This is a genomic window from Pseudolysinimonas kribbensis (assembly GCF_039531715.1).
Taxonomy (GTDB): domain Bacteria; phylum Actinomycetota; class Actinomycetes; order Actinomycetales; family Microbacteriaceae; genus Pseudolysinimonas; species Pseudolysinimonas kribbensis.
The window spans coordinates 796,108-818,775 of record NZ_BAAAQO010000003.1 but is presented as its reverse complement, the minus strand read 5'-3'; the positions used below and the strand labels follow the sequence as shown (position 1 = coordinate 818,775).

General features: G+C 72.3%; 25 protein-coding genes, 1 tRNA gene and 1 rRNA gene. 2 read left to right on the top strand and 25 right to left on the bottom strand.

The genetic code is table 11. The features are described 5' to 3' along the window. Positions 1 to 439 precede the first annotated feature (439 nt). The 6 genes from ABD285_RS10570 to ABD285_RS10545 all read right to left on the bottom strand — a co-directional run bounded on the left by ABD285_RS10570 (position 440) and on the right by ABD285_RS10545 (position 3,746). Positions 440 to 513: transfer RNA gene (locus tag ABD285_RS10570), tRNA-Pro, on the bottom strand. Positions 514 to 652: 139 nt separating this feature from the next. Next, positions 653 to 1,039 (bottom strand): YchJ family protein, encoded by a 387-nt coding sequence (locus tag ABD285_RS10565; RefSeq protein ID WP_284252307.1) that lies wholly within the window; start codon positions 1,037 to 1,039, stop codon positions 653 to 655. After that, entirely contained in the window at positions 1,036 to 1,695 is a 660-nt protein-coding gene (locus ABD285_RS10560; RefSeq protein WP_284252309.1) for a class I SAM-dependent methyltransferase, read from the bottom strand. Before ABD285_RS10560 ends, ABD285_RS10565 begins: the two co-directional genes overlap by 4 nt. Continuing rightward, a complete protein-coding gene (locus ABD285_RS10555) occupies positions 1,688 to 2,266 on the bottom strand; it encodes a cysteine hydrolase family protein (protein WP_284252310.1) in 579 nt (192 codons plus the stop codon). Before ABD285_RS10555 ends, ABD285_RS10560 begins: the two co-directional genes overlap by 8 nt. 10 nt (positions 2,267 to 2,276) lie before the next feature. After that, entirely contained in the window at positions 2,277 to 3,005 is a 729-nt protein-coding gene (locus ABD285_RS10550) for a class I SAM-dependent methyltransferase (protein WP_284252312.1), read from the bottom strand. Between the two features lie 21 nt (positions 3,006 to 3,026). Next, the gene (locus tag ABD285_RS10545; RefSeq protein ID WP_284252314.1) at positions 3,027 to 3,746 is read right to left on the bottom strand and encodes an MBL fold metallo-hydrolase; all 720 of its coding nucleotides are present in this window, start codon (positions 3,744 to 3,746) and stop codon (positions 3,027 to 3,029) included. Between the two features lie 37 nt (positions 3,747 to 3,783). Between ABD285_RS10545 and ABD285_RS10540 the strand changes: the two genes are divergently transcribed. Next, entirely contained in the window at positions 3,784 to 4,386 is a 603-nt protein-coding gene (locus ABD285_RS10540; protein WP_344202451.1) for a TetR/AcrR family transcriptional regulator, read from the top strand. 45 nt (positions 4,387 to 4,431) lie between these two features. Then, on the top strand, positions 4,432 to 5,790 hold the full coding sequence (locus ABD285_RS10535) for an HNH endonuclease signature motif containing protein (protein WP_284252320.1): 1,359 nt from the start codon (positions 4,432 to 4,434) through the stop codon (positions 5,788 to 5,790). A gap of 50 nt (positions 5,791 to 5,840) precedes the next feature. On the opposite strand, the gene ABD285_RS10530 is transcribed toward ABD285_RS10535, so the two are convergent. From ABD285_RS10530 to rrf, 19 genes are all read right to left on the bottom strand, one after another. Beyond that, a complete protein-coding gene (locus tag ABD285_RS10530; protein WP_344202449.1) occupies positions 5,841 to 6,497 on the bottom strand; it encodes a dihydrofolate reductase family protein in 657 nt (218 codons plus the stop codon). Further along, positions 6,494 to 8,068 (bottom strand): ribosome biogenesis GTPase Der, encoded by a 1,575-nt coding sequence (gene der / locus ABD285_RS10525; protein ID WP_284252321.1) that lies wholly within the window; start codon positions 8,066 to 8,068, stop codon positions 6,494 to 6,496. The genes ABD285_RS10530 and der overlap by 4 nt, the downstream gene beginning before the upstream one ends. Further along, complete coding sequence (gene cmk / locus ABD285_RS10520) at positions 8,065 to 8,730, bottom strand: (d)CMP kinase (RefSeq protein WP_284252323.1); 666 nt, start codon at positions 8,728 to 8,730, stop codon at positions 8,065 to 8,067. The genes der and cmk overlap by 4 nt, the downstream gene beginning before the upstream one ends. Further along, positions 8,727 to 9,830: a prephenate dehydrogenase gene (locus ABD285_RS10515; protein WP_344202447.1), complete on the bottom strand. Its 1,104-nt coding sequence runs from the start codon at positions 9,828 to 9,830 to the stop codon at positions 8,727 to 8,729. Before ABD285_RS10515 ends, cmk begins: the two co-directional genes overlap by 4 nt. Beyond that, positions 9,827 to 10,576, bottom strand: a complete 750-nt coding sequence (locus ABD285_RS10510; protein ID WP_284252325.1) for a pseudouridine synthase — start codon at positions 10,574 to 10,576, stop codon at positions 9,827 to 9,829. The genes ABD285_RS10515 and ABD285_RS10510 overlap by 4 nt, the downstream gene beginning before the upstream one ends. Beyond that, the gene (scpB, locus tag ABD285_RS10505) at positions 10,573 to 11,178 is read right to left on the bottom strand and encodes an SMC-Scp complex subunit ScpB (RefSeq protein ID WP_284252326.1); all 606 of its coding nucleotides are present in this window, start codon (positions 11,176 to 11,178) and stop codon (positions 10,573 to 10,575) included. The genes ABD285_RS10510 and scpB overlap by 4 nt, the downstream gene beginning before the upstream one ends. Positions 11,179 to 11,182: 4 nt before the next feature. Continuing rightward, complete coding sequence (locus tag ABD285_RS10500; RefSeq protein WP_284252328.1) at positions 11,183 to 12,025, bottom strand: segregation and condensation protein A; 843 nt, start codon at positions 12,023 to 12,025, stop codon at positions 11,183 to 11,185. A 2-nt stretch (positions 12,026 to 12,027) separates the two neighbouring features. Next, positions 12,028 to 12,915, bottom strand: a complete 888-nt coding sequence (locus ABD285_RS10495) for a ParA family protein (RefSeq protein ID WP_284252330.1) — start codon at positions 12,913 to 12,915, stop codon at positions 12,028 to 12,030. Between the two features lie 140 nt (positions 12,916 to 13,055). Beyond that, on the bottom strand, positions 13,056 to 13,967 hold the full coding sequence (locus ABD285_RS10490) for a site-specific tyrosine recombinase XerD (protein WP_344202444.1): 912 nt from the start codon (positions 13,965 to 13,967) through the stop codon (positions 13,056 to 13,058). Positions 13,968 to 14,011: 44 nt separating this feature from the next. Further along, positions 14,012 to 14,623, bottom strand: a complete 612-nt coding sequence (locus tag ABD285_RS10485; protein WP_284252331.1) for an NUDIX domain-containing protein — start codon at positions 14,621 to 14,623, stop codon at positions 14,012 to 14,014. Continuing rightward, positions 14,624 to 16,387, bottom strand: coding sequence for a CTP synthase (pyrG, locus tag ABD285_RS10480; RefSeq protein WP_344202441.1), 1,764 nt, complete (start codon positions 16,385 to 16,387; stop codon positions 14,624 to 14,626). A 145-nt stretch (positions 16,388 to 16,532) separates the two neighbouring features. Next, positions 16,533 to 18,242 carry a DNA repair protein RecN gene (gene recN / locus ABD285_RS10475; protein WP_344202439.1) on the bottom strand — a complete coding sequence of 570 codons (1,710 nt, stop codon included), beginning with the start codon at positions 18,240 to 18,242 and terminating at the stop codon, positions 16,533 to 16,535. Next, positions 18,239 to 19,219 (bottom strand): NAD kinase, encoded by a 981-nt coding sequence (locus ABD285_RS10470; RefSeq protein ID WP_284252333.1) that lies wholly within the window; start codon positions 19,217 to 19,219, stop codon positions 18,239 to 18,241. The genes recN and ABD285_RS10470 overlap by 4 nt, the downstream gene beginning before the upstream one ends. Positions 19,220 to 19,268: 49 nt before the next feature. After that, positions 19,269 to 20,060, bottom strand: coding sequence for a TlyA family RNA methyltransferase (locus tag ABD285_RS10465; RefSeq protein WP_344202437.1), 792 nt, complete (start codon positions 20,058 to 20,060; stop codon positions 19,269 to 19,271). A 17-nt stretch (positions 20,061 to 20,077) separates the two neighbouring features. Continuing rightward, entirely contained in the window at positions 20,078 to 20,230 is a 153-nt protein-coding gene (locus ABD285_RS10460) for a hypothetical protein (protein WP_284252334.1), read from the bottom strand. Then, a complete protein-coding gene (locus ABD285_RS10455) occupies positions 20,227 to 21,243 on the bottom strand; it encodes an HAD-IIA family hydrolase (protein ID WP_284252336.1) in 1,017 nt (338 codons plus the stop codon). The genes ABD285_RS10460 and ABD285_RS10455 overlap by 4 nt, the downstream gene beginning before the upstream one ends. Continuing rightward, a complete protein-coding gene (locus tag ABD285_RS10450) occupies positions 21,227 to 21,901 on the bottom strand; it encodes a tetratricopeptide repeat protein (RefSeq protein WP_284252338.1) in 675 nt (224 codons plus the stop codon). Before ABD285_RS10450 ends, ABD285_RS10455 begins: the two co-directional genes overlap by 17 nt. Further along, the gene (locus ABD285_RS10445; protein ID WP_284252340.1) at positions 21,850 to 22,374 is read right to left on the bottom strand and encodes a hypothetical protein; all 525 of its coding nucleotides are present in this window, start codon (positions 22,372 to 22,374) and stop codon (positions 21,850 to 21,852) included. The genes ABD285_RS10450 and ABD285_RS10445 overlap by 52 nt, the downstream gene beginning before the upstream one ends. Before the next feature lie 93 nt (positions 22,375 to 22,467). Then, positions 22,468 to 22,584 (bottom strand): 5S ribosomal RNA (gene rrf / locus ABD285_RS10440). Positions 22,585 to 22,668 lie beyond the last annotated feature (84 nt).

Genomic DNA, 22,668 nt, shown 5'->3' with positions numbered 1-22,668 from the left:
TTACACGGACTCCTTCCGAGACGATCATCGCCTCACTCAAGATGTCCGGGAAACCGGGTCAGGCTCCCAGGTCGAACCGTGTTCGCTTTGCGAGTTCGCGCGGGAGGTCGGTTAGCAGATTCAGTCGCACGGTATAAGGCTCCTCCATCAACCAAGTAAAGCTCCACTCGAATGTGGGTAGCGCCGCGACAACCCATCCTCGCCGTGCCAGCACATCACCGACGCGCGAATGCACGGGTTGTGCGTTAGGGACGCCGAGGTGGCGGCGATACGGCGTTGTTGAACACCGCATCAAGTAGCCTCGCGGTCCCGGTTTGGTCCCGGCTCGCGACAACCGCAGAGCCAGAAAGTCTCAAACGGGCGACGAGACCTCGACCCCACCCGGCGTTCGCGAAAAAACGATCTCTGACGAAAAACCGGCTCTCATCAGGTATTTTTGTCGGGATGACAGGATTTGAACCTGCGACCCCCTGACCCCCAGTCAGGTGCGCTACCAAGCTGCGCCACATCCCGTTATTCACTTTTCAGGCTGAACCAGCCGCTAGCCCCTATAACCCCCAGTCAGGTGCGCTACAAGCTGCGCCACAGCCCGTGACTTCGCCGGTCACCCGGCGCGATCTCCCACCTTACCGGACCGCGCCGAGCCGCCGGCTCAGTCCAGGACGTCGCCGTCGACGTACGTCCACCGGCCGTCGACCCGCGCGAAGCGGCTGCGTTCGTGCAGCCGGCCCACGGCGCCCGACGCGTCGCGGAACGACGCGCGGAACTCGACCACACCCTCCGCGTCGTCCGCTCCCCCGCGCACGACGTCGACGAGCTGCAGGGCGCGCCACGTCATCCCGTCATCGAGGTCCAGCTCGGCCGGTCTCGTCTCCGGATGCCAGGTGCGCAGCAGATAGGGCGCCAGCCCCAGCGCGAAGGAGCTGTAGCGGGACCGCATGAGCGCCTCGGCGGTCGGTGCCGCGGCGCCCAGGTGGTACGGCTCGCAGCACGCCTCGTAGGGGCGGCCGGAGCCGCACGGGCACACCGGGGCGCTCACGCGATCCGGCGCACGCGCACCACCGAGTCGTGCAGGGTCGCGGGCTCGCCGTCGGGTCCCGAGCCGGTCCGCTCCCGCACCTCCGCGAGTTCGACCCGCCACGCGGCAGGGTCGAGGTCGAGCGCGGCGAGCTCGGCCTCGGGAGTGATCCCGACGTGGTCCGGATGCGCCGACCACGGCGGCAGCTGCGCGTGCGCGATCGAGACCAGCCGACCACCCGCCGCCACCCGGCGAGCCGCCCGGCGCAGGATGCCATCCCGATCCAGCTCCCGGCTCGACTGCAGGAAGCAAGCCGTCACGAGCTCGACGCCGTCGGGCACCTGCCATGTCTCGAGGTCGGCGGCGATCCACTCGATCGCGTCGGCGAGGCCGAGGTCCTCGGCGGCGGCGCGGCCGCGCCCGATCGCCACGTTCGAGATGTCGACGGCGGTGACGTGCCATCCCTGCTGCGCGAGCCAGACCGCGTCGCCGCCCTCGCCGCACGCCAGGTCGACCGCGCGCGCCGCGGCGCCGCTCGGGCGCGGCGCGACGTCGATGAGGGTCGCGTTGGGGCGACCCGACCAGACGGCGCCGCCGGACGCGTAGCGCTGCTCCCAGTACTCCGCGACGCTCACGCCGTCGTGCACGTCGCCGGGGTGGTGCTCGTGCTCACGCATCGGCGCCGAGCACCTCGACAGCCTCCGCCGTGGTGACGACCTCGGCCTGCCGCGGGAACACCTTCTGCGTGAGCACGCGATGCACCTCGTCGTCGAGATCGGAGCACGCGTCGGCCACGACGATCAGCCGGTAGTCGCGGTCGGCGCCGTCGCGCACGGTCGAGAGCACGACGCCGCTCGTCGAGATGCCGGCGAGCACGAGGGTGTCGATGTCCCGTTCGCGCAGGCGGGCGTCGAGGTCGGTCGTCGAGAACGCGCCCACCCGCGTCTTGCGGAACACCGGCTCCTCCACGTCGATCTCCAGCCGCGGATCGACCTCGCTCATCGCCGGGTCGGCTCCGGCCATGCGCGCCGCCAGCCCGGAGAACATCGGATTCGTCGCCGGCACGGCGGCCGCCTCCTCGGGTGCCAGCGCGACGTGCACGTACCCGACGAGCACGCCGGCATCCCGTGCCGCATCGCGCAGCGCGATCGCGTTCGGCAGCACGACATCCGCGGGATAGCGCGCCAGCACGCTCGGCTGCAGGTCCATGAGCAGCAGGGCGGTGCGGGCCGGATCGATCGGGTTCATGGTGCTCTCCTCACGCCGGGATGGCCGAACGGTACACGTGCGTGACGTACGGCAGCAGGAGCAGACCATCGCTCCCGGCCGACCGCTCCGCGAGTTCCCGCACGCGGTCGAGCAGCTGGGCCCGCGCATCCGGGGCGGCCTGGATGGTGGCGCTGCGCGACGCCACGAGGTCGACGAGACCGTCGACCGTCAGCGGGTACTGCCACGCGAACTCGGCCGTCTCGAGCGCGCCGAACGGCGCCCCGAGCACCGGGCCGCCGCGCTCGACGAACTCCTCCGCGTCGCTCGCGTCGATGATGGTCGCGAGCTCGGCCGCCCAGCCGGAGCGGGTGTCCCGGACGTTCCAGATCAGTCCGAGGGTTCCGCCCGGCCGCAGCACACGCGCGGCCTCGACGGCCGCCGCGGGCGGGTCGACCCAGTGCCACGCCTGCCCGAACGCGACCGCGTCGACGGAGGCGTCGTCCAGCGGAAGCTGCTCCGCGCTGCCGACGAGCGTGCGGATCTCCGGATGCTCGGCCTCGAGCTTGCGCAGCATGCCGGCATCCGGGTCCACGGCCACCACATCGCGTCCGGTGGCCGCGATCACTGCGGAGAGCTTGCCGGTGCCCGCGCCGACGTCGGCGACCCGGCGGGCGGCATCCGGGAGCATCCAGGCGACGGCCTCGGGAAGGTACGACGGGCGGGCCCGCGCGTACGCATCGGCGGCCTGATGGAACGAGGTGGCACGGGATCCCGACATCGATCCCACCCTACGTCCGCGCTAGTGGCCCTTCTCCGCCTCGCGGTACGCGGCGATGAGCGCGGGCGCACCCTGCGTCCACACCGGACCGTGGCCCGGGATGACGAGATCGACGTCGAGCCCCGCGAGGCGATCCAGTGCGGCCGACGATCCGGCCTGGTCGTCGGTGAACGGGGCGGGCTGCGGTCCGGTCACGCCCGTCAGCACGTTGCGCGTCGTGAGCTCGTCGCCCACGAAGACCGCGCGCACGGCGGGCACGTGGACGGCGACGCTGCCCGGGGAGTGGCCCGGCATCCCGATGATCACGGGCGCGCCCGGCAGCGGCAGCACGTCGCCGTCGTTCATGGGCATGACCTCCTTCACCGCGGGCATCTTGAGGCCGCCCTTGCGCAGCGCATAGGCGAAGAACCGGAGCACGGGGCCGAGCCGGCGCCGGTCCTTCGGCGTCGACGGCGGCTTCTCGCCCATCGCGCGGGCCGCGTCGGCGGCGCCGATGTAGACCGGGATGCCGAGCTCCGACCGCAGGCGCTCCGCGAATCCGGTGTGGTCGCTGTCGCCGTGCGTCAGCACGATGCCCCGGATGTCGCCGAGCGGCCGGCCGAGCGCCGCGAGTTCGCGGGTCAGGTCGGCGTACTGGCCGGGAAGGCCCGTGTCGATGAGGGTCATCCCCTCGTCGGTGACGATGAGATGGACGGCGACGATGTCGTTGCCGATGCGGCGCAGGCCGGGCACGAGTTCCATGATGGCTATGCTAATTAGCTATCGAGGGGAGATGCAAATGCCGACGCCGGAGAAGACCAGCCGTGCCGCGATCGTCGCCGCGGGGCGGGAGATCATCGAGCGCGGGGGCCCGGAGGGGCACGGCGGGCTCGACGGCCTCACGATGCAGGCCGTCGCCGAGCGGGCCGGCGTGCGGGCGCCGTCGCTCTACAAACGCGTGCGCGACCGTCGGGAGCTGCTGGCGCTCGTCGTCGCGGCCACCCTCGACGACCTGACCGATCGGCTCGAGGCCACCGCGGCGGAGGCCGACCCCGCACGCCGGCTCGTCGTGCAGGCCGACGCGTTGCGCGGATTCGCGCACGAGCATCCGGTCGGGTTCGGGCTCGTGTTCTCGGCGCACGGAGCGCCGCGACCGGATGCCGCGGCGGTCGTGCGCAGCGTCACCCCGCTGCTGGACGCGGTCGGCGCCCTCACGGGGCCCGAGCACGCGCTCGAGGGGGCCCGGCTCGTGACCGCGTGGGCGAACGGCTTTCTCACGATGGAGCTCGGCGGGATGTTCGGGCTCGGAGGGGATGTGGATCGCGCGTGGCGCTGGGGGCTGGAGCGGATGGTCGCGGCCCTGCGCACACCGGGCGCGGACGCCGAGTTCTCCACAGAATAATCGGCCTACCTCCCGAACAGACTTTCGAACGGGGAGAATGGAGGCATGTCCCCGGCCTCCCTCTCCGACGCGTTGCGCATGGCGCTGAGTGTCGTCGAGTGCGCGCCGATGGAGCCCTTGGCGGCGGTCGGCGATGAGCAGCTGCGCGCCCTGGTCGCGCTCGGCGCGTCGCTGCGGCAGGCGGTCGAGCGCCGCGCGGCGCTGATCGCGGGCGAGGTCGCACGGCGCTCCAGTCCCGAGCTCGGGCTGTCCGGGTTCGCGCAGCGCGCCGGACACCGCACGGTGCAGGAGTTCCTGCGCGCCGAGGCGGGCATGACCGGGCGGGATGCTGCGGCCGTGACTCGTGTCGGCGAAATCACAAACGTCCCGGGTGCGCTCGGCGACGCCTTGCGCGACGGGCGCGTGAGCGTCGCCGCGGCGGATGCGATTCAGGCGGGTCTGGGGTCTGCCGGGTCGGGGTCTGCCGGGCAGGGGTCGGCGGGCGACTCGATTCCTCCCGACGTGATCGCTCAGGCCGTCGAGCGGCTGTGCGAGGAGTCCGCGACGATCGATCCCGACCGGCTGCAGAAGCGGGCGCGCGAGCTCCGCGACGAGCTCGACGCGGCCGGCATCGTCGACCGCGAGCGGGCGCGGCGTGCCGCCCGGTCGTTGCGCCTGGTGCGCCAGCCCGACGGCATGACGCGCATCGTGTGGCTGCTCGATCCCGAGTCGGCCGCCGTCGTGACCCAGATCTACGACCGGGCGACGTCGCCACGACGCGGCGGACCGCGGTTCGTCGAGGCCGGTGCCCGCGAGCGCGCGCGGAGGGTCGTCGACGACGAGCGCAGCACCGAGCAGCTCGCGTCGGACGCGTTCACCGAACTCCTGCGGTCGTCGGCGACGATCGATCGCGCGGTGCTGCTCGGCGGCGACGAGCCGGCGGTGCGGGTGCTCGTGCGCGTGGCCGACCTGGCGTCGGAGAACCCCGCCGGGCACGGCGTGCTCGAATCGGGCGAGGCGGTCGGGATGGCGACGGTCGCGCGGCTCGCATGCGGCGGTTCCGAGGCGGTCCTGTTCGCCGACGACGGCCGGGTGCTGACGCTCGGGCGCACGCAGCGCCTCTTCACCCGGCGTCAGCGACGCGCGCTCGCCGCACGCGACGGCGGATGCATGTGGCCCGGATGCGAACGGCCGCCATCCTGGACGGAGGCGCATCACATCCGGCCGTGGGCTCAGGGCGGCCGCACCGATGTCGACGACGGGATCCTCCTGTGTCGGCACCATCACCTGCGGCTGCACGACGAGGGATGGAGGATCAGGCGGATCGGCGGCCGATATCGACTCGAAGCGCCGCCCGGGTCCGGCCGGCAGAGCATCATGCTCGAGACGAAGTCACGCGCGGTGCGGGAGCTGCTGGCAGGATGACGCGTGATTCAGTGCGCGCGACGACGGTTCGGCCGCCAGTGCGCCGTGGTTCAGCGCCCGCGGCGGGTGAATTCGTGGTGGGTCACGCCGCTCGGGGTGGTCGTCGAGCGGATGTCGAAGCGTTCCTCCAGGCCCTCCTGCCCGGCCCAGAGGGAGGAGCCCCGTCCGAGCACGATCGGCACCACGACGACGTGCATCGTGTCGACCAGGTCGGCATCCAGGAACTCGCGCACCGTCGTCGGACCGCCGCTGACCTGCACGTCGAGACCCGCCGCCGCCTCGCGCGCCTGCCGCGCGACCTCGCCGGCCGGCGCGTCGACGAAGTGGAAGGTCGTCCGGCCGAGCACCAGATCGGGGCGCGGACGGTGCGTCAGCACATAGACCGGTGTGCCGTAGGGGGGCTCCTCGCCCCACCAGCCGCGCCACTCCGGATCGTCCTGCCACCCCGGCAGCCCGAACATCCGAGACCCCATGACGTGCGCGCCGATGCCCTCGAGGTTGCGGCGGGCGAACGCGTCGTCCGCCTCGATCGCGGGTGTCGGCTCCGGCTCCGTCCCGAGGTGGACGCGCTGGAAGGAGGGCGTCGCGAGGAACCACTCCATCAGCCGCATGCCGGCATGGCCGAAGGGCGACTCGAGCGTCGGGTCCTCGCCGGCACCGAAGCCGTCGAGCGACACCGCGAGGTTGTGCACCCGGATCCGGCTCACCGCTTGCGCTTCTCCCGCACCCGCATGTTCACGACGATCGGCGTGCCCTCGAAGCCATAGACCTCGCGCAGTCGCCGGGTGATGAAGCGCCGGTAGCCCGGATCCAGGAACGCGGTCGTGAACAGCACGAACGTCGGGGGCCGGGTCGAGGCCTGCGTGCCGAAGAGGATGCGCGGCTGGCGGCCGCCCCGCACCGGGTGCGGGTGCTCGCCGACGAGTTCCGCGATGAGGGCGTTGAACTTTCCGGTCGGGATGCGGGTGTCCCAGCTCGCGAGGGCGAGCTCGAGCGCCGGCACCAGCTTCTCGAGGTGCCGGCCCGTGCGCGCCGAGATGTTGACGCGCGGCGCCCACGCGATGTGCGCGAGATCCTGCTCGATCTCCCGCTCGAGGTAGCGGCGGCGATCGTCGTCGAGCAGGTCCCACTTGTTGTAGGCCATCACGAGCGCGCGACCCGATTCGAGCACCAGGTCGATGATGCGCAGATCCTGCACCGAGATCGGCTCCGTGACATCGATGACGACGACCGCCACCTCGGCCTTCTCGAGTGCGGCGCTCGTGCGCAGCGACGCGTAGAAGTCGGCGCCCTGCTGCAGGTGCACGCGCTTGCGGATGCCGGCCGTGTCGACGAAGGTCCACACCTTGCCGCCCAGCTCGATCTGCTCATCGACCGGATCCCGGGTCGTGCCGGCGAGCTCGTTGACGACCACGCGCTCCTCGCCGGCCGACTTGTTCAGCAGCGAGCTCTTGCCCACGTTCGGCCGGCCCAGGATCGCGACCCGGCGCGGGCCGCCGATCTCCTGCTTCGCGACCGTCGAGACCTCCGGCAGCACCGACATGACGTGGTCCAGCAGGTCGGCGACGCCGCGGCCGTGCAGCGCCGACACGGGCCACGGCTCGCCGAGACCGAGGCTCCACAGCACGGCGGCCTCGGGATCCCGGATCGCGTCATCGGCCTTGTTGGCGACGAGCATGACCGGCTTGCGCGAGGCGCGCAGCATGCGCACGACGTGCTCGTCGGTCGCGGTCGCACCGACGTTGACGTCGACCACGAACAGCACGGCATCGGCGAGGTCCACGGCGACCTCCGCCTGCGCCGCGACCGAGGCGTTGATGCCGCGGGCATCCGGCTCCCAGCCGCCGGTGTCGACGAGCGTGAACCGGCGCCCCATCCACTCCGCCTTGTAGGCGACGCGATCGCGGGTGACGCCGGGCACGTCCTCGACGACGGCCTCGCGCCGGCCCAGGATGCGGTTGACGAGCGCCGACTTGCCCACGTTCGGGCGTCCCACGATCGCGAGCACCGGCAGCGCCGGCGAGTAGGTGATGCCGTCGGGACCGGCCTGGGCGACCTCCAGGATCTCGCGATCCTCGTCCTCCAGGTCGTACTCCTCGAGCCCGGCGCGCAGCGAGGCGGCGCGCTGCTCGGCGAGGTCGTCGGGGATCGCGTCGAGACGCGCGGCCAGCTCCGGATCGGCGGCGAACCCGGTGTCGTCGATACCGTCGATGCCGTCGTCGGCGGCTTCGCGGCCGGACCGATCGCGGTCCGGTGCGTCATCGTTCGCGTCGCTCATGCGCCGGTCCTCTCGTGGACGAGGGCGACGACGGCGTCGACGGTCTGGTCGAAGTCGAGGTCGGTGGAGTCGAGGGTGGTGACGCCGGGCGCCGCGGTCATGAAGTCGACGACCTGCGCATCCCGGCGGTCGCGCTCCCGCAGCTGGCCGGCGGTCGCCGCCTGCGCGGGCGCGAGATCCTTGCTGCGGCGCGCGATGCGCACCTCCTCGGATGCCGTGAGCAGGATCCGCACGGCGGCGTCCGGCGCGACCACGGTCGTGATGTCCCGCCCCTCCACCACGATCCCGGGCACCTGGGTGGCGTCGATGAGCCGCCGGAACGTCTCGTTGAGCGCGGAGCGCACCGCGGGGATCCGGGCGACGTCGCTCACGACGGCCGAGACCCGGGGCTCGCGGATCGCGGTCGTCACGTCGTGCAGGCCGATGTGCACGATCGTGCCGTCGGCGCCGGGCACGGTGCGGTAGTCGAAGTCGTCGAGCAGCGCGACCACCGCGTCAGCGTCGTCGAGGTCGACGCCGCGCTCGAGCCCGAGCCAGGCGAGCGCGCGATAGGCGGCCCCGGTGTCGAGGAACGCGTAACCGAGCCGCTCGGCGGCGGCGATGCTCACACTGGACTTGCCGCTGCCGGCGGGTCCGTCGACGGCGACCACGATCGGACTCACGCGTCGGACCCCTTCGCCTCGACGAGCGACCAGCCGCGGCCCTCGAGCGCCGCCGCGAGCCGGTGCGCCGCCTCCGGCAGCACCGCGATCTCGGCGAAGCCGACCTGAGCGCCCGGCGAGTGCTCCAACCGGAGGTCCTCCATGTTGACGCCCTCCTCGCCGATCTCGGTGAGCAGGCGGCCGAGCTCGCCCGGCTCGTCGGGCACCGTCACCAGGATCGCGGCGAACCGCCGATCCTGCCCGTGCTTGCCCGGGATGCGGGCGACACCCTCGTTGCCGGCGACGAGCGCCTCGGCGACCGTGCGCGGTGCGCCGATCCGGTGGGGGTGCTCCAGCGCATGCAGCACCTGGTCGAGGTCGTGCCGCAGCGCCGTGAGGATCTCCGCCACCGGCGCCGCGTTCGCGCCGAGGATCTGCACCCAGAGCTCCGGGTTGCTGCCGGCGATGCGGGTCGTGTCGCGCAGCCCCTGACCGGCGAGGCCGACCTCGGCATCCGGTGCCTCCACCAGCCGCGCCGCGAGCAGCGACGCGACGAGCTGCGGCACGTGCGAGACGAGCGCGACGCCATGGTCGTGCTCGTCGGGACGCATGCGGCGGGGGGCGGCGCCGACGTCGAGCGCGAGATCCTCGACGGCACGCAGCCGCTCCGGGTCGACCGCGTCGTGCGGCGCGATCACCCAGGGCCGGCCGAGGAACAGATCGGCGCGCGCGGAGACGGCGCCGCCGCGCTCGCGGCCCGCCATCGGGTGCGAGCCGACGTAGCGCGCGAGGTCGGCACCGGCCTCGGACAGCTCGCGCAGGATGCCGGACTTGACGCTCGCGACGTCGGTGACCAGCGCATCCGGGAACGTGTCGAGCTCTCGGGCGACCACCTCGGCGACCGCCTCCGGCGGCACGGCCACGACGACGAGCGCGGGCGCGTCGTCGTCGGCGGCGGGGCGCCCCGCGCCGTAGTCGACCGCGAGCCGCAGCGCCGACTTCGAGGCGTCGGCGAGCACGACCTCCACGCCGCGCTCGCGCAGGGCCAGGCCGATGCTGGCGCCGAGCAGCCCGGCACCGACGATGCGGACCGGTCCGCGTGTCCGAGCTGTGGTCGTCATGAGGGCTGGCCGTTCCGGGCCAGCGTGAGCAGCCGGCCGACCTCAATCGTATCGAGATCGCGGATGCGGCCCGAGCCGAGCGACCCCAGATGCAGAGGCCCGAACTGCCGGCGGACGAGCTCCTGCACCGGATGCCCCACCGCGTCGAGCATCCGGCGCACGATGCGATTGCGCCCGGAGTGCAGCGTGAGTTCCACGATGGCGTGGCCCCGCGACGGCTCGCCCACCAGGCGTGCGCGGTCGGCCGCGATCGGCCCGTCGTCGAGCTCGATGCCTTCGCGCAGCCTCCGCAGCGTCGCCGCGGTCGGGATGCCCCGCACGGTCGCGATGTACGTCTTCTGCACCCCGAAGCTCGGGTGGGCGAGCACGTGGGCCAGCTCGCCGTCGTTGGTGAGCAGCAGCAGGCCGCTCGTGTCGGCATCCAGCCGCCCGACGTTGTAGACGCGCTCCTCGAGCTCGTCGGTCCAGCGGCGCAGATCCGGTCGGCCGCGATCGTCCGCGAGCGAGCTCACGACCCCCGTCGGCTTGTTGAGCATGAGGTAGCGCTTGCCGGGGTCGAGCTGCACCGCCTGGCCGTCGACCGCGATGTGATCCACGGCCGGATCGACGCGCCGGCCGAGCTCGGTGACGACCTCGCCGTTCACGGTGATCCGGCCCGCGACCATGTACTGCTCGACGACGCGGCGGGATGCCACGCCCGCGGCCGCGAGCACCTTCTGCAGCCGCTCGCCCTCGGTTCCGCTCATCGCAGGTCGTCGAACCCGTCGGCGCCGTCGGGCAGCAGCGGCGAGATCGGCGGGAGTTCGTCGAGCGAATTGATGCCGAGCTGGGTCAGCAGCAAGCCGGTCGTCTCGTAGTGGATGGCGCCCGTCTCGGGGTCGGTGAACGCCTCGGTGATGAGGCCCCGCCCCACGAGCGTGCGGACCACGGAGTCGACGTTCACCGCACGGATCGACGCGATCGAGCCGCGGCTGATCGGCTGCTTGTAGGCGATCACGGCGAGGGTCTCGAGTGCCGCCTGCGACAGCCGGGTGGGGTTCTGGGTGAGCACAAGGTCCGCCACGACCGCATCGTGCTCGGGCCGCACGTAGAGGCGCCACCCGCCGCCGACCTCGCGCAGCTCGAATCCGCGACGCGGGCCGCCGTCCTCGCCGTCGTAGTCGGCGACGAGCCGTTCGATCGACTGCCGCACCGCCGGCACCGGTGCGCCGATGGCGGTCGCGAGGCTGACGAGCGGCAACGGCTCGTCGGCGACCATGAGGATCGCCTCGAGCGCCCGCTCGATGTCTGCCACCACTGGTCGAGTGGCCGGCTCCCCCGGTGCCTCGACCTCCGCCTGCTCGCTCATGACCTCAGGCATCGTAGTCGGCCCCGAGCGTCGCGAGGCTCTCGTCGCTCCACTGCGGGGCCGTCCACGTGAGCGTCAGGTCGCCGAGCGGCTCGACCTGCTCGAACGAGATCGCCGCATGCCGCAGCAGTTCGAGTACGGCGAGGAATCGCGCGATGACGACGCCGCGCTGCTCGATGCCCGCGATCAGCTGGCGGAACGTGAGCGGCTCCCCGCCGCGCAGCAGCGCGACCACCTGGGCCGCCTGCTCCCGGATGCTGACCAGCGGCGCGTGCAGATGGTCGAGCCCGACGGTGGGGATCTCGCGCGGCGCGAACGCGAGCGCGGCGAGGGCGGCGAAGTCCTGTGCCGTGAGGGTCCAGACCAGCTCGGGGGTGCGCTCCCGGAACCGCTCCTCGAGCCGCACCACCCGCGCGTGCCGCGTCGACTCGCGCTCGAGGCCCTCCCCGAACCAGGCGGCCGCCTCCTTGAAGGCCCGGTACTGCAGCAGCCGGGCGAAGAGCAGGTCGCGCGCCTCGAGCAGCGCGACGTCGCCCTCGTCGACGAGCTCGCCCTGCGGCAGCAGGCCGGCCACCTTCAGGTCGAGCAGGGTCGCCGCGACGACGAGGAACTCGCTCGCCCGGTCGAGCTCGCCGCCTGAGTCGAGGCCGTGCAGGTAGGAGATGAACTCGTCGGTCACGGCGCTGAGGGAGACCTCCGTGATGTCGAGTTCGCGCTTGGCGATGAGCGAGAGCAGCAGATCGAACGGCCCGCTGAAGTTGTCCAGCGCGAGTGAGAACCCGGGCGCCTGATCGTCGCCACCGGCTTCGAGAAGGCTCGGGAGCGCGCCGGGGGTGGTCGACGCCATGGTTACGCGACGGCGCCGCGGAAGACGAGTTCGCGCGCGAGCTGCCGGTAGTTCTCGGCCGACGTGTGCTCCGGGGCGAACGTCGTCACGGGCGCGGCGGCGACCGACGCATCCGGGAACTTCACGGTGCGGGCGATGACGGTCTCGAGCACCTGGTCGCCGAACGCCTCCACGACCCGCTGGAGCACCTCGCGCGAGTGGAGGGTGCGCGAGTCGTACATGGTCGCCAGGATGCCGTCGAGCGTGATCGCCGGGTTCAGCCGGTCGCGGATCTTCTCGATCGTCTCGACGAGGAGGGCGACGCCGCGCAGCGCGAAGTACTCGCATTCGAGCGGGATGACGACGCCGTGCGCTGCGGTCAGCGCATTGACCGTCAGCAGTCCGAGCGAGGGCTGGCAGTCGATCAGGATGACGTCGTAGCGATCGGTGACCTGACGCAGCACACGTGCGAGGATCTGCTCGCGCGCGACCTCGTTGACCAGGTGCACCTCGGCGGCGGAGAGGTCGATGTTGGCGGGGATGATGTCGAGGTTCTCGACGCCCGTCGGCAGGATGGCGGCCGTGACGTCGCGCTGTGCGCCGAGCAGCAGGTCGTAGATCGTCGTCACGTCGTGGGTCTGCACTCCGAGGCCGGCGCTCAGCGCACCCTGCGGGTCGAAGTCGATCGCGAGCACCTTGCGGCCGTACTCGGCGAGCGTGGCGCCCAGGTTGATGGAGGTCGTCGTCTTGCCGACGCCGCCCTTCTGGTTGCAGAGGGCGATGATCCGGGCTGGGCCGTGCGATCGCAGCTTCTTCGGCACCGGGAAGTCGCGCAGCGGACGCCCGGTCGGGCCGAGCTTCGGGGCCTCGAGACCCGCCAGCTCGGTCACGTCCTCCCTCTGCGCCGACATGCCCCGAGTCTAAGTCGGGGCCCGGGGGCGGCCCCGGCGGCGCGCGTCAAGCTGAGGTTGAAGGTTGGGCATCCTGCGCCCCCCGTCCAGTGAGCCCAATTGGGGTCGGCGAACACATCGCCGACCCCAATTGGGCTCACTCAGCGGGCGCGGGGGTGCGCCGTCGCGTACATGTCGCGCAGCGCGTCAGCCGTGACCTTCGTGTAGATCTGCGTCGTCGCCACGCTCGCGTGGCCGAGCAGCTCCTGCACCACCCGCACGTCCGCTCCGCCCTGCAGCAGGTGGGTCGCGAACGAGTGCCGCATCGAGTGCGGCGAGAGCTCCACGCCGAGCTGCGCGCGCTCCCCCGCGGCCCGGATGATCAGCCACGCGTTCTGCCGCGACAGCCGCGCCCCGCGCACCCCGAGGAACAGCGCCGGCGTCGCGCGCCCGTGCGCCGACATGAGCGGCCGCGCGCGCACGAGGTAGGCGTCGAGCGCCGCGCGGGCGTACGAGCCCACCGGAACGATCCGCTGCTTGCCGCCCTTGCCGAACAGCCGGATGACGTCGGCCGCCCCGTCCTCGCCGATCAGGTCGTCGACGTTGAGGTCCACGGCCTCCGACACCCGTGCCCCGGTCGCGTAGAGCAGCTCGAGCAGCGCCTTGTCGCGCAGCCGCGCCGGCTCGTCGCCGTCGGTCGCGGACAGCAGCGCCTCCACCTGCTCGATCGTGAGCGCCTTCGGCAGCCGCGCGGGCAGCTTCGGCGCGGGCACCTCGACGGCCGGATCGGTGGTGAGCAGGCCCTCCTCCACGAGGAACCGCGTGAACCCCCGGATCGACGACAGCGCCCGCGCCACCGACGAGGCGGCCTGCGGGTGGTCTCCCTCCCGGAGTCGCCGCGCGTGGTCGGTGACGATCGCCGGGGTCAGGGCGGCGGGTACGGTCGCCCCGGCCGCGGCGGCCGACACGAGGAACGCCGTCAGATCGCGCCGGTACGCGGCGACCGTGTGCGGCGAGCGACCGCGCTCGATGGCGACGTGCCGCAGGTAGCGCTCGAGCTCACGATCGAGCAAACCGACGCCCGAGACGGGTGTCGGCGCTGGCGCCGCGGCGGAGGTCAGAAATGACCTCCGCTTTCAGCGGAGCGCGCGCGGCCAGTGCGAACCGTTGCCGACAGCACCGCGATCATCAGGATCGCGTTGTGCAGCCGACCGTCGAGCACCGCGTCGACGACCTCGTCGAGCGGTGCCCAGCGCAGCACGATCTCGGCCTCCTCGTCGGTGCGGTCGAACTTCAGCGTCGCGCTCAATCCGCGGGCCTCGTAGACGTGCAGCACCTCGTCGCTGCCGCCCGGGGTGGAGTGGAACGTGATCGGATCGCTCCATTGACTCGCCTGCAGGTCCGCCTCCTCCGCGAGCTCCCGTTTCGCGGCCGCGAGCGGCTCCTCACCCTCCACGTCGAGCAGCCCGGCCGGGATCTCCCAGTCGCGCGTGCCGATCGGCTGCCGGTACTGGTTGATGAGCAGCACGCGATCCTGCTCGTCGATCGCGAGGATGGCGACCGCGCCCGTGTGCCGCACGTACTCCCGCACGAGCTCGCCGTCGCCGAATCGCACGCGGTCGCGCACGACATCCCACACCTTGCCCTCGAAGACCGTCTCGCGTTCGAGCAGCTCGGCCGGATCACGCAGATCGGCCAGAGGTCCGCTCTGGAGCGCGTCGCGGTCCATTCAGACCTCCGCGGGCTCGGCGATGACGCCGATCGACTCGGTCGCCGGAGCCATCTCGGCCGGGCGCTCCCCCGGCTCCTGCACCTCGAACAGCCGCGTCGCGTTCTGCCGCTCGAGCGCCGCCTCGACGAGTCCGCGGAACAGCGGGTGCGCGCGGTTGGGGCGCGAACGCAGCTCGGGATGCGCCTGGGTGCCCACGTAGAACGGGTGCACGTCGCGCGGCAGCTCGACGTATTCGACGAGCGAGCGGTCGGGCGAGACGCCGGAGAAGACGAGCCCCGCGTCGGCGATCCGGTCGCGGTAGTGGTTGTTGACCTCGTACCGGTGCCGGTGCCGCTCGGAGACCTCGCGCTCGCCGTAGAGGTCGGCCACGAGCGAGCCGTCCTGCAGGCGCGCCGGGTAGAGCCCGAGCCGCATCGTGCCGCCGAGGTCGCCGTGGTCGATGATGTCCACCTGCTCCGCCATCGTCGCGATCACCGGGAACTCGGTGTCCGGATCGAACTCGGAGCTCGAGGCGCCGGGCAGCCCCGCCACATTGCGCGAGTACTCGATCACCATGCACTGCAGGCCCAGGCACAGGCCGAGCACCGGGATGCCGTTCTCGCGCGCGAACCGTAGCGCGCCGAGCTTGCCCTCGATGCCGCGCACGCCGAACCCGCCGGGCACGCAGATGCCGTCGACGTCGCCGAGCAGCCGCTGCGCGCCCTCGGTCGTCTCGCACTCGTCGGAGGGCACCCACCGGATCGCGACCCTGGTCTCCTGCGCGAACCCGCCGGCCTTGAGCGCCTCGGTCACCGACAGGTAGGCGTCGGGCAGGTCGATGTACTTGCCCACGAGCGCGATCGTCACCTCGTGCTTGGGCTCGTGCACGGCGGTGAGCAGGTCGTGCCAGCCGTCCCACACGACATCGCCCGCCTTCTCGTCGAGGCGCAGCTGCTCGATGATGTAGGCGTCGAGGCCCTGGTCGTTGAGCATGCTCGGGATGTCGTAGATCGACGGCACGTCGACCGCGTTCACGACGGCGCGCTCGTCGACGTCGCACATGAGCGCGATCTTGCGCTTGTTGGCCTCGCTCACCGGCCGGTCGCTGCGCAGCACGAGCGCGTCCGGCTGGATGCCGATGGATCGCAGGGCCGCGACCGAGTGCTGGGTCGGCTTGGTCTTCTGCTCGCCCGACGCACCCATGTAGGGCACGAGCGACACGTGCACGAAGAAGACGTTGTTGCGGCCGAGCTCGTGCCGCACCTGCCGCGCCGACTCGATGAACGGCTGGGACTCGATGTCGCCGACGGTGCCGCCGATCTCGGTGATGATCACGTCGGGCACCGGCCCGCCGTCGGCCGGCGGCTCGGCCTGCAGCCGCATCCGGCGCTTGATCTCGTCGGTGATGTGCGGGATCACCTGCACCGTGTCGCCGAGGTACTCGCCGCGACGTTCGCGCTGGATCACCCGCGAGTAGATCTGCCCCGTGGTCACGTTCGCGGCCTGGTCGAGGTCGATGTCGAGGAAGCGCTCGTAGTGGCCGATGTCGAGGTCCGTCTCGGCCCCGTCGTCGGTGACGAACACCTCGCCGTGCTGGAACGGGTTCATCGTGCCGGGATCGACGTTGAGGTACGGGTCGAGCTTCTGCATCACGACGTGCAGCCCGCGGGCCGTGAGCAGATTGCCCAGACTGGCGGCGGTGAGGCCCTTGCCGAGCGAGGAGACGACGCCCCCGGTGACGAAGATGTGCTTGGTAACGACCTGACCCGTATTGACCACCACGGGGTTTCAGCTTATCCCGACGTCATCGCGGTTCGCTGTGACACTCCGCTCTCTGAGACGCCGCTGGTGGCTCTTGAGCCGATCCGGCGCCCGAGACGGGCACCGGGACTGGCGTCGCGGCGAAGGCCAGAAATGGCCTTCGCTCCTAGCTCCAGCGTCCATGCGCGGCTTCGAGCAGCTCCCGCGCGTGGGCGAGCGCGTGCGCCGAGTCGGGCGACCCCGAGAGCAGCCGCGCCATCTCGAGGGCGCGATCGTCCGCGTGCACGAGCCGCACGCTCGAAGCCGTGACCGACCCGTCGCTGCCCTTCTCGACGACGAGGTGGTTGTTCGAGAACGCGGCGACCTGGGCGAGGTGGGTGACGACGATCACCTGGGACGTCTCGGCGAGCCGGGCCAGCCGTCGCCCGATCTCGGTCGCCGCCGCCCCGCCGACTCCCGCGTCGACCTCGTCGAACACGAAAGTCGGCACCGGGTCGCTGCCCGCCAGCACCACCTCGATCGCGAGCATCACCCGCGAGAGCTCGCCGCCCGACGCCCCGCGCGACACCGGCCGGGGCTCCGCGCCCGCATGGGGCTGCAGCAGGATCGCGACCTGGTCGCGACCGGTCAGCGTGAGCTCGCGCTCCTCGACCTCCACCACGAGGCGGGCATCCGGCATCGCGAGCGAGCCGAGCTCGGCGGTCACGGCGTCGCCGAGCCGGCCGGCGGCCTCCCGTCGGATCGCCGTGAGGGCCGCGGCGAGCTCCTCGACGCGTGCGCCGTCGGCCGCGACCTCCTGCTCGAGCAGCGTGATGCGGTCGGCATCGCCGTCGAGTTCGAGCAGGCGGGTGCTGCCGGATTCGAGATAGTCGATGACCTCGTCGAGGCCGGGCCCGTAGCGGCGGACGAGGGATGCCAGCGTCGCCCTGCGCTCCTGGATCGCCTCCAGCTCCCGGGCGCCATCCGCGTCGAGCCCCCCGAGGTAGTGCGACAGCTGGGCGGAGACCTCGCTGAGCGCGAAGGACGCGGAGGTCAGCGCCTCGAGGATCGGCGCGAGCGCGGTGTCGTGCTCGACGACCCGCTCCACGGCGTGCCGGGCGCCCTCGACGAGCGCCACGGCATCCGGACCCCCGTCGAGCAGCTGCGACGAGATGCGCTCCTGCGCCTCGGCGGCGGCGAGCCGCAGGTCCTCGAGGTTGGTCAGCCGCGCGGCGCGCTCGGCGAGCTCATCGTCTTCGCCGCGCTGCGGCGCCGCCTTCTCGATCTCCTCCATCGCGATGCGGAGCTCCTCCGCCTCGCGGCCGCGCCGGTCGCGCTCGGCGACGAGCACGTCGAGCTCGGACTGCTCGGACTGCCAACGCCGGAAGACGTCCTGGTAGTCGCCGAGCACGGTCGCCAGCTCCTGGCCCGCGAACCGGTCGAGCGCCTCGCGCTGGGCCGCCGCCGACTTGAGCCGCAGCTGCTCGGACTGGCCGTGCACGACGACGAGATGCTCGCCGAGCTCGCCGAGCACCCCGACCGGCGCCGAGCGACCGCCCACGGTCGCGCGGCTGCGCCCCTCGGCCGAGACCTCGCGGGTCAGGATGAGCTCACCGGCACCGGTGCCGTCCTCGTCGAGGTCGCCGCCCGCGTCGCGCACCCGGTCGGCGACCGGCCCCGTCGACGCGACCTGCCAGTGCCCCTCGATGACGGCGTGATCGCTCCCGGCGCGGACGATGCCGGAGTCGGCGCGATCGCCCAGCAGCAGGCCGAGCGCGGTGACGACCATGGTCTTGCCGGCGCCGGTCTCGCCCGTCAGCGCCGTGAAACCCCGCCCGAGGGGAAGCCGGGCGTCCCCGATCACGCCGAGATCGCGGATGACGATCTCCTCGATCATGGAGCCGCCTCGCCCGCGGCATCGTCGTCGAGTGCGGCGGCGACGGCGATCGTGTCGGTCACCGGGTCGTCGCGACCCGGGCCACGCCACCCGCCGACCGGCAGGGAGAACTTGCCGACGAGCCGGTCGGTGAACGGCCGCGGGGTGAGCCGGGCGAGCCGCACCGGGATGGGCGAGCGACGCACCACGACGCGCGCCGCGGTCGGCAGATCGAACGTGCGCCGTCCGTCGGCCCACAGCACGCCGGAGGCCGTCGACCGCGGCAGCAGCTCCACGGCGAGCGAGGACTGCGGGCCCACCACGAGCGGACGCGCGAAGAGCGCGTGCGCCGACAGCGGCACCATGAGCATCGCGTCGACGCTCGGCCAGACGACCGGACCGCCGGCCGAGAACGAGTACGCGGTCGATCCGGTGGGCGTCGACATCACGACGCCATCGCAGCCGAAGCTCGACAGCGGCCGCCCGTCGACCTCGACGACGACCTCGAGCGAGCGTTCGCGGTTGGCCTTCTCGACCGACGCCTCGTTGAGCGCCCAGGTCTCGTACACGACCTCGCCGCGCAGCTTCACCCGCACCGAGAGCGTCATCCGCTCCTCGACCTCGTAGTCGCGGGCGAGCGCGCGCGTCACCGTCTGGGCCAGGTCCTCGCGCTCGGCCTCGGCCAGGAAGCCGACGTGCCCGAGGTTCACGCCGAGCAGCGGCGCATCCGTGCCGCGGGCGAACTCCGCAGCACGCAGGATCGTGCCGTCGCCGCCCAGCACGATGACGAGCTCGATGTCGTGGGAGGCGACATCCGCACCCAGCAGCGCGAGCGGCGCCAGATCCGGCGCGGCGCGCAGCAGGTCGTCGTGCTCGTCGTCGGAGACCACCGGGACGAGACCCGCCGCGATGAGCTGCCGGCACACCTCGATGCCGGCCTGGAGGGAATCGTCGCGACCGGTATGGGCGATCACGAGGAGATGCCGCGCATCGGTCATCCGTGCTCCTTCTCCTGGTGGCGCCGGAACACCGGCCGATCGTGCGGCGTCAGGTCAACGCCGACACCGTGTCCCTCCATTCTGAGGGATCGCCCCCGACGCTCGCGCTGAAGTGCACCAGATACTCGTGGTTCCCCGCTCCGCCGAGGATTGGGGAGGGGGCGAGGCCGGCCGTGCGCAGCCCGAGGTCGTGCGCCGCCCAGAGCACGCCCGTCACGGCATCCTGGCGCAACGACCGATCGCGCACGATGCCCTCGCGCACCCCCTGCCGGCCCACCTCGAACTGCGGTTTGATCAGCAGCGCGAAGTCGGCATCCGGTGCCGTCGCCACGAGGGCGGGCAGCACCACGCCGAGCGGGATGAACGAGAGATCCGCGACCACCAGGCTCGCCGGCTCCGGATCGCCGACCCAGTCCGCCACCGAACCCGCGGTGATCGTCCGGGCGTTGCGACCCTCCACGACGACCACCCGGGGGTCGGAGCGCACCGGCTCGGCGAGCTGCCCATGCCCCACGTCGAGGGCGAGCACCCGGCGCGCTCCCCGCTCGAGCAGCACCTGCGTGAAGCCCCCGGTGCTCGCCCCGATGTCGAGCGCGAACCGCCCCGCGGGATCGATCCCGAACGCGTCGAGCGCCGCGACGAGCTTGTGGGCCGCTCGGCTGACGTACGCGTCGGCGCCCGTGAGGTCGAGCACGGCATCCGGAGCCACCCGGGTAGCCGCCTTCGCCACGGGCACGCCGTCGACGCTCACCCGGCCCTCGGCCAAGGCGCGGGATGCCTCGGCGCGCGAGCGGGCGAGCCCGCGCCGCACGAGCTCGGCATCGAGTCGCGCTGCGGGCATGTCGCCGTCGCGGGCGGTCAGCGGCGCGGCGCGTCGCCGGCTTCGAGCCGGATGCGCAACTCGTCGTGCAGGTGCCCGAGCGCCTCCGCCCGGGTCTCGAGCGGCTGATCCTCGATCACCCGCAGCCGCGAGAGCAGGCCGTCGCGGGTCTGGTCGGTGTCGTCGCTCACGACCAGGAATATAGCTCGGCGGCGACGTCGAGCGCGTAGATCGGCTTGCCGGTTCCCCAGATCGCGGCAGCGGCGGCCCTCAGGATCTCGATCGGCTCGGAGGCGCGCTCCAGTCGCACCGCATCGTCGGCGACCGTGACGACCGCTCGCCCGGAGCGGATCCGCGTCGTGCCGCGCTTCTGCTCGACGGTCGGCGCCGGGTAGGGCTGGAACAGGTCGCGCAGGTCGGCGAGCAGGTAGTGCGGGCGGGAATCCTTCTCCGCGGCCAGCACCTGCTTCGGTCCGTCGATCCCGGTCATGACGAGCGCCGAGGTCTGCCCCGCCCGGTTGGCGCCGACGATGTCGGTGTCGAGGCGGTCGCCGACGAAGAGCGGATGGTCGCCGCCGAACCGTGCGACCGCGGCATCGAAGATCGCGCGTTCGGGCTTGCCCGCCACGACGGGCAGCCGGCCCACGACCGTGTGCACCGCCGATACCAGTGTGCCGTTGCCGGGCGCGATGCCGCGGGTCTGCGGGATGGTCCAGTCGGTGTTGGTGGCGATCCAGGGCATGGTCGGGTCGGCGCGGAGGGCGTAGCTCGCCTCCGCGAGGTCCGTCCACGCGACCGATGGATGGAAGCCCTGGACCACGGCGGCCGGGCCGTCCTCCGCCGACCGCGTCACCGTGAATCCGGCTTTCTCGAGCTCGGAGGTCAGGCCCTCACCGCCGACGACGAGGACCATCGACCCCTCCGGCACCTGCTCGGCGAGCACGGTCACGGCCGCCTGCGGCGAGGTCACGATCTCGTCGGGGCTCACCCGCAGCCCCAGCTCGGTCAGCTGCGCGGCCACGGTCGCATCCGTGCGCGAGGCGTTGTTCGTCAGGTAGGCGACGCGCACCGCCTGCTGGGCGCGATTGATGCTGTCGACCGCGTGCGGGATCGGCGCCGAGCCCGCGTAGACGACGCCGTCCAGGTCGAGCAGCAGCAGGTCGGCGCCGTCGAGCGGCCGCGCCTGCTCAGTCGACCGCGCCATCCGGCTGCTCCTCCTCGATCACCTCGACGATCTCCTCGCCCTCCGGGATCGCCGCGCGGTCGAGCGCGATCGACGCCCGGTCGGAGCGCTGCCACCACTGCTCCGCCTCATCGTCGCGGCCGAGCTCCTCGAGCACGGTCGCGTACGCATCGAACAGGGCGGGGCTCCAGGCGAACGCGCGCTCCGGATCGAGCTGCGGGATGCGGAGTTCCTCGAGCGCCGCCTCCGGCTGTCCGAGATCCAGACGCGCCCCCGACATCGCGATCGCGAGAGCGACCTGCACGGCCGGGTCGAGCCGATCCCGCGGCACGCTGCGCCCCAGCTCGAGCGCCTTCTCGGGGCGGCCCACTCCGCGTTCGCTGTCGACCATGAGCGGCAGCTGGTCGTCGCGCCCCGAGATCCGGCGGTAGGTGCGGAGCTCGCGCAGCGCGAGCGCGAAGTCCTCCGTGGCATACGCCGTGATGCCGAGGCTCTCCCGCACGACGGCGATCCGGCCGCCGCGGCGCTCGGCGGCCAGTGCGTGCCGATGCGCCAGGGCCGGATCGGAGTCGATCAGGCGACCGGCCATCACCAGGTGCTGCGCGACCGCGTCGGCGTTCTCCTTGGTCAACGTCTTGAGCTCGGCGCGAGCCGCCCTGTCGAGCTGGGCGGGCAGCACGTCCTCGGGGATCGGCGGATCGTCGTGCCGCGGTCGAGACGCAGCATCCGTCGTCGGTGCACCCCCGTCACGACGCGGGGGCCGGGCGCCGCGCTGCTGGGGCGCGCCCGCGCCACTGGACCGACGCGGACCGCCGGCACCGCCGGCACCGCCGCGACTCGGACGCGCGGCTGCGTCGCCGCGATCCGGCCGGCCGGTGCCGGTGCCACGCTCGGGACGACCCGCGCCATCACCGCGCTGCGGACGACCGGCACCACCGTCGCGCTGCGGACGACCCGCACCGTCACGCTGCGGACGCCCAGCACCACCGTCGCGCTGCGGACGACCCGTACCACCGTCACGCTGCGGGCGGCCGACACCACCATCACGCTGCGGACGACCCGTACCACCGGAACGATCCGGACGACCTGCTCGGCCTCCGGATTGCGGCCGGCCCGACGCGCCGCCTCGGTCGGAACGACCATCGCCGCCACGTCGTGGACGTTGCTCCGCCATCGTCAGTCCTCTCGAAAAGCTGCTTAAACACGAGGAGGCCACCCAGCAATGGGTGGCCTCCTCGGAAAGAAGTCCGGCGGTGTCCTACTCTCCCACAGGGTCTCCCCTGCAGTACCATCGGCGCAGAAGGTCTTAGCTTCCGGGTTCGGAATGTAACCGGGCGTTTCCCCTTCGCTATGGCCGCCGAAACACTATTGATGTGTCATCGTCGTCGGCGCTGATCTCTCAGCGACGCTCCCGACCGTACATCGAGAGCTACAAGTGGACGCGAG

What these genes read in the sequence shown, in the direction of transcription:
- ABD285_RS10560 (WP_284252309.1), bottom strand. Translation starts at nt 1,695, where the DNA reads ATGCGTGAGCACGAGCACCACCCCGGCGACGTGCACGACGGCGTGAGC.
- ABD285_RS10555 (WP_284252310.1), bottom strand. Translation starts at nt 2,266, where the DNA reads ATGAACCCGATCGATCCGGCCCGCACCGCCCTGCTGCTCATGGACCTG.
- ABD285_RS10550 (WP_284252312.1), bottom strand. Translation starts at nt 3,005, where the DNA reads ATGTCGGGATCCCGTGCCACCTCGTTCCATCAGGCCGCCGATGCGTAC.
- ABD285_RS10545 (WP_284252314.1), bottom strand. Translation starts at nt 3,746, where the DNA reads ATGGAACTCGTGCCCGGCCTGCGCCGCATCGGCAACGACATCGTCGCC.
- ABD285_RS10540 (WP_344202451.1), top strand. Translation starts at nt 3,784, where the DNA reads ATGCCGACGCCGGAGAAGACCAGCCGTGCCGCGATCGTCGCCGCGGGG.
- ABD285_RS10535 (WP_284252320.1), top strand. Translation starts at nt 4,432, where the DNA reads ATGTCCCCGGCCTCCCTCTCCGACGCGTTGCGCATGGCGCTGAGTGTC.
- der (WP_284252321.1), bottom strand. Translation starts at nt 8,068, where the DNA reads ATGAGCGACGCGAACGATGACGCACCGGACCGCGATCGGTCCGGCCGC.
- ABD285_RS10515 (WP_344202447.1), bottom strand. Translation starts at nt 9,830, where the DNA reads ATGACGACCACAGCTCGGACACGCGGACCGGTCCGCATCGTCGGTGCC.
- ABD285_RS10510 (WP_284252325.1), bottom strand. Translation starts at nt 10,576, where the DNA reads ATGAGCGGAACCGAGGGCGAGCGGCTGCAGAAGGTGCTCGCGGCCGCG.
- scpB (WP_284252326.1), bottom strand. Translation starts at nt 11,178, where the DNA reads ATGAGCGAGCAGGCGGAGGTCGAGGCACCGGGGGAGCCGGCCACTCGA.
- ABD285_RS10500 (WP_284252328.1), bottom strand. Translation starts at nt 12,025, where the DNA reads ATGGCGTCGACCACCCCCGGCGCGCTCCCGAGCCTTCTCGAAGCCGGT.
- ABD285_RS10495 (WP_284252330.1), bottom strand. Translation starts at nt 12,915, where the DNA reads ATGTCGGCGCAGAGGGAGGACGTGACCGAGCTGGCGGGTCTCGAGGCC.
- ABD285_RS10485 (WP_284252331.1), bottom strand. Translation starts at nt 14,623, where the DNA reads ATGGACCGCGACGCGCTCCAGAGCGGACCTCTGGCCGATCTGCGTGAT.
- recN (WP_344202439.1), bottom strand. Translation starts at nt 18,242, where the DNA reads ATGATCGAGGAGATCGTCATCCGCGATCTCGGCGTGATCGGGGACGCC.
- ABD285_RS10470 (WP_284252333.1), bottom strand. Translation starts at nt 19,219, where the DNA reads ATGACCGATGCGCGGCATCTCCTCGTGATCGCCCATACCGGTCGCGAC.
- ABD285_RS10465 (WP_344202437.1), bottom strand. Translation starts at nt 20,060, where the DNA reads ATGCCCGCAGCGCGACTCGATGCCGAGCTCGTGCGGCGCGGGCTCGCC.
- ABD285_RS10455 (WP_284252336.1), bottom strand. Translation starts at nt 21,243, where the DNA reads ATGGCGCGGTCGACTGAGCAGGCGCGGCCGCTCGACGGCGCCGACCTG.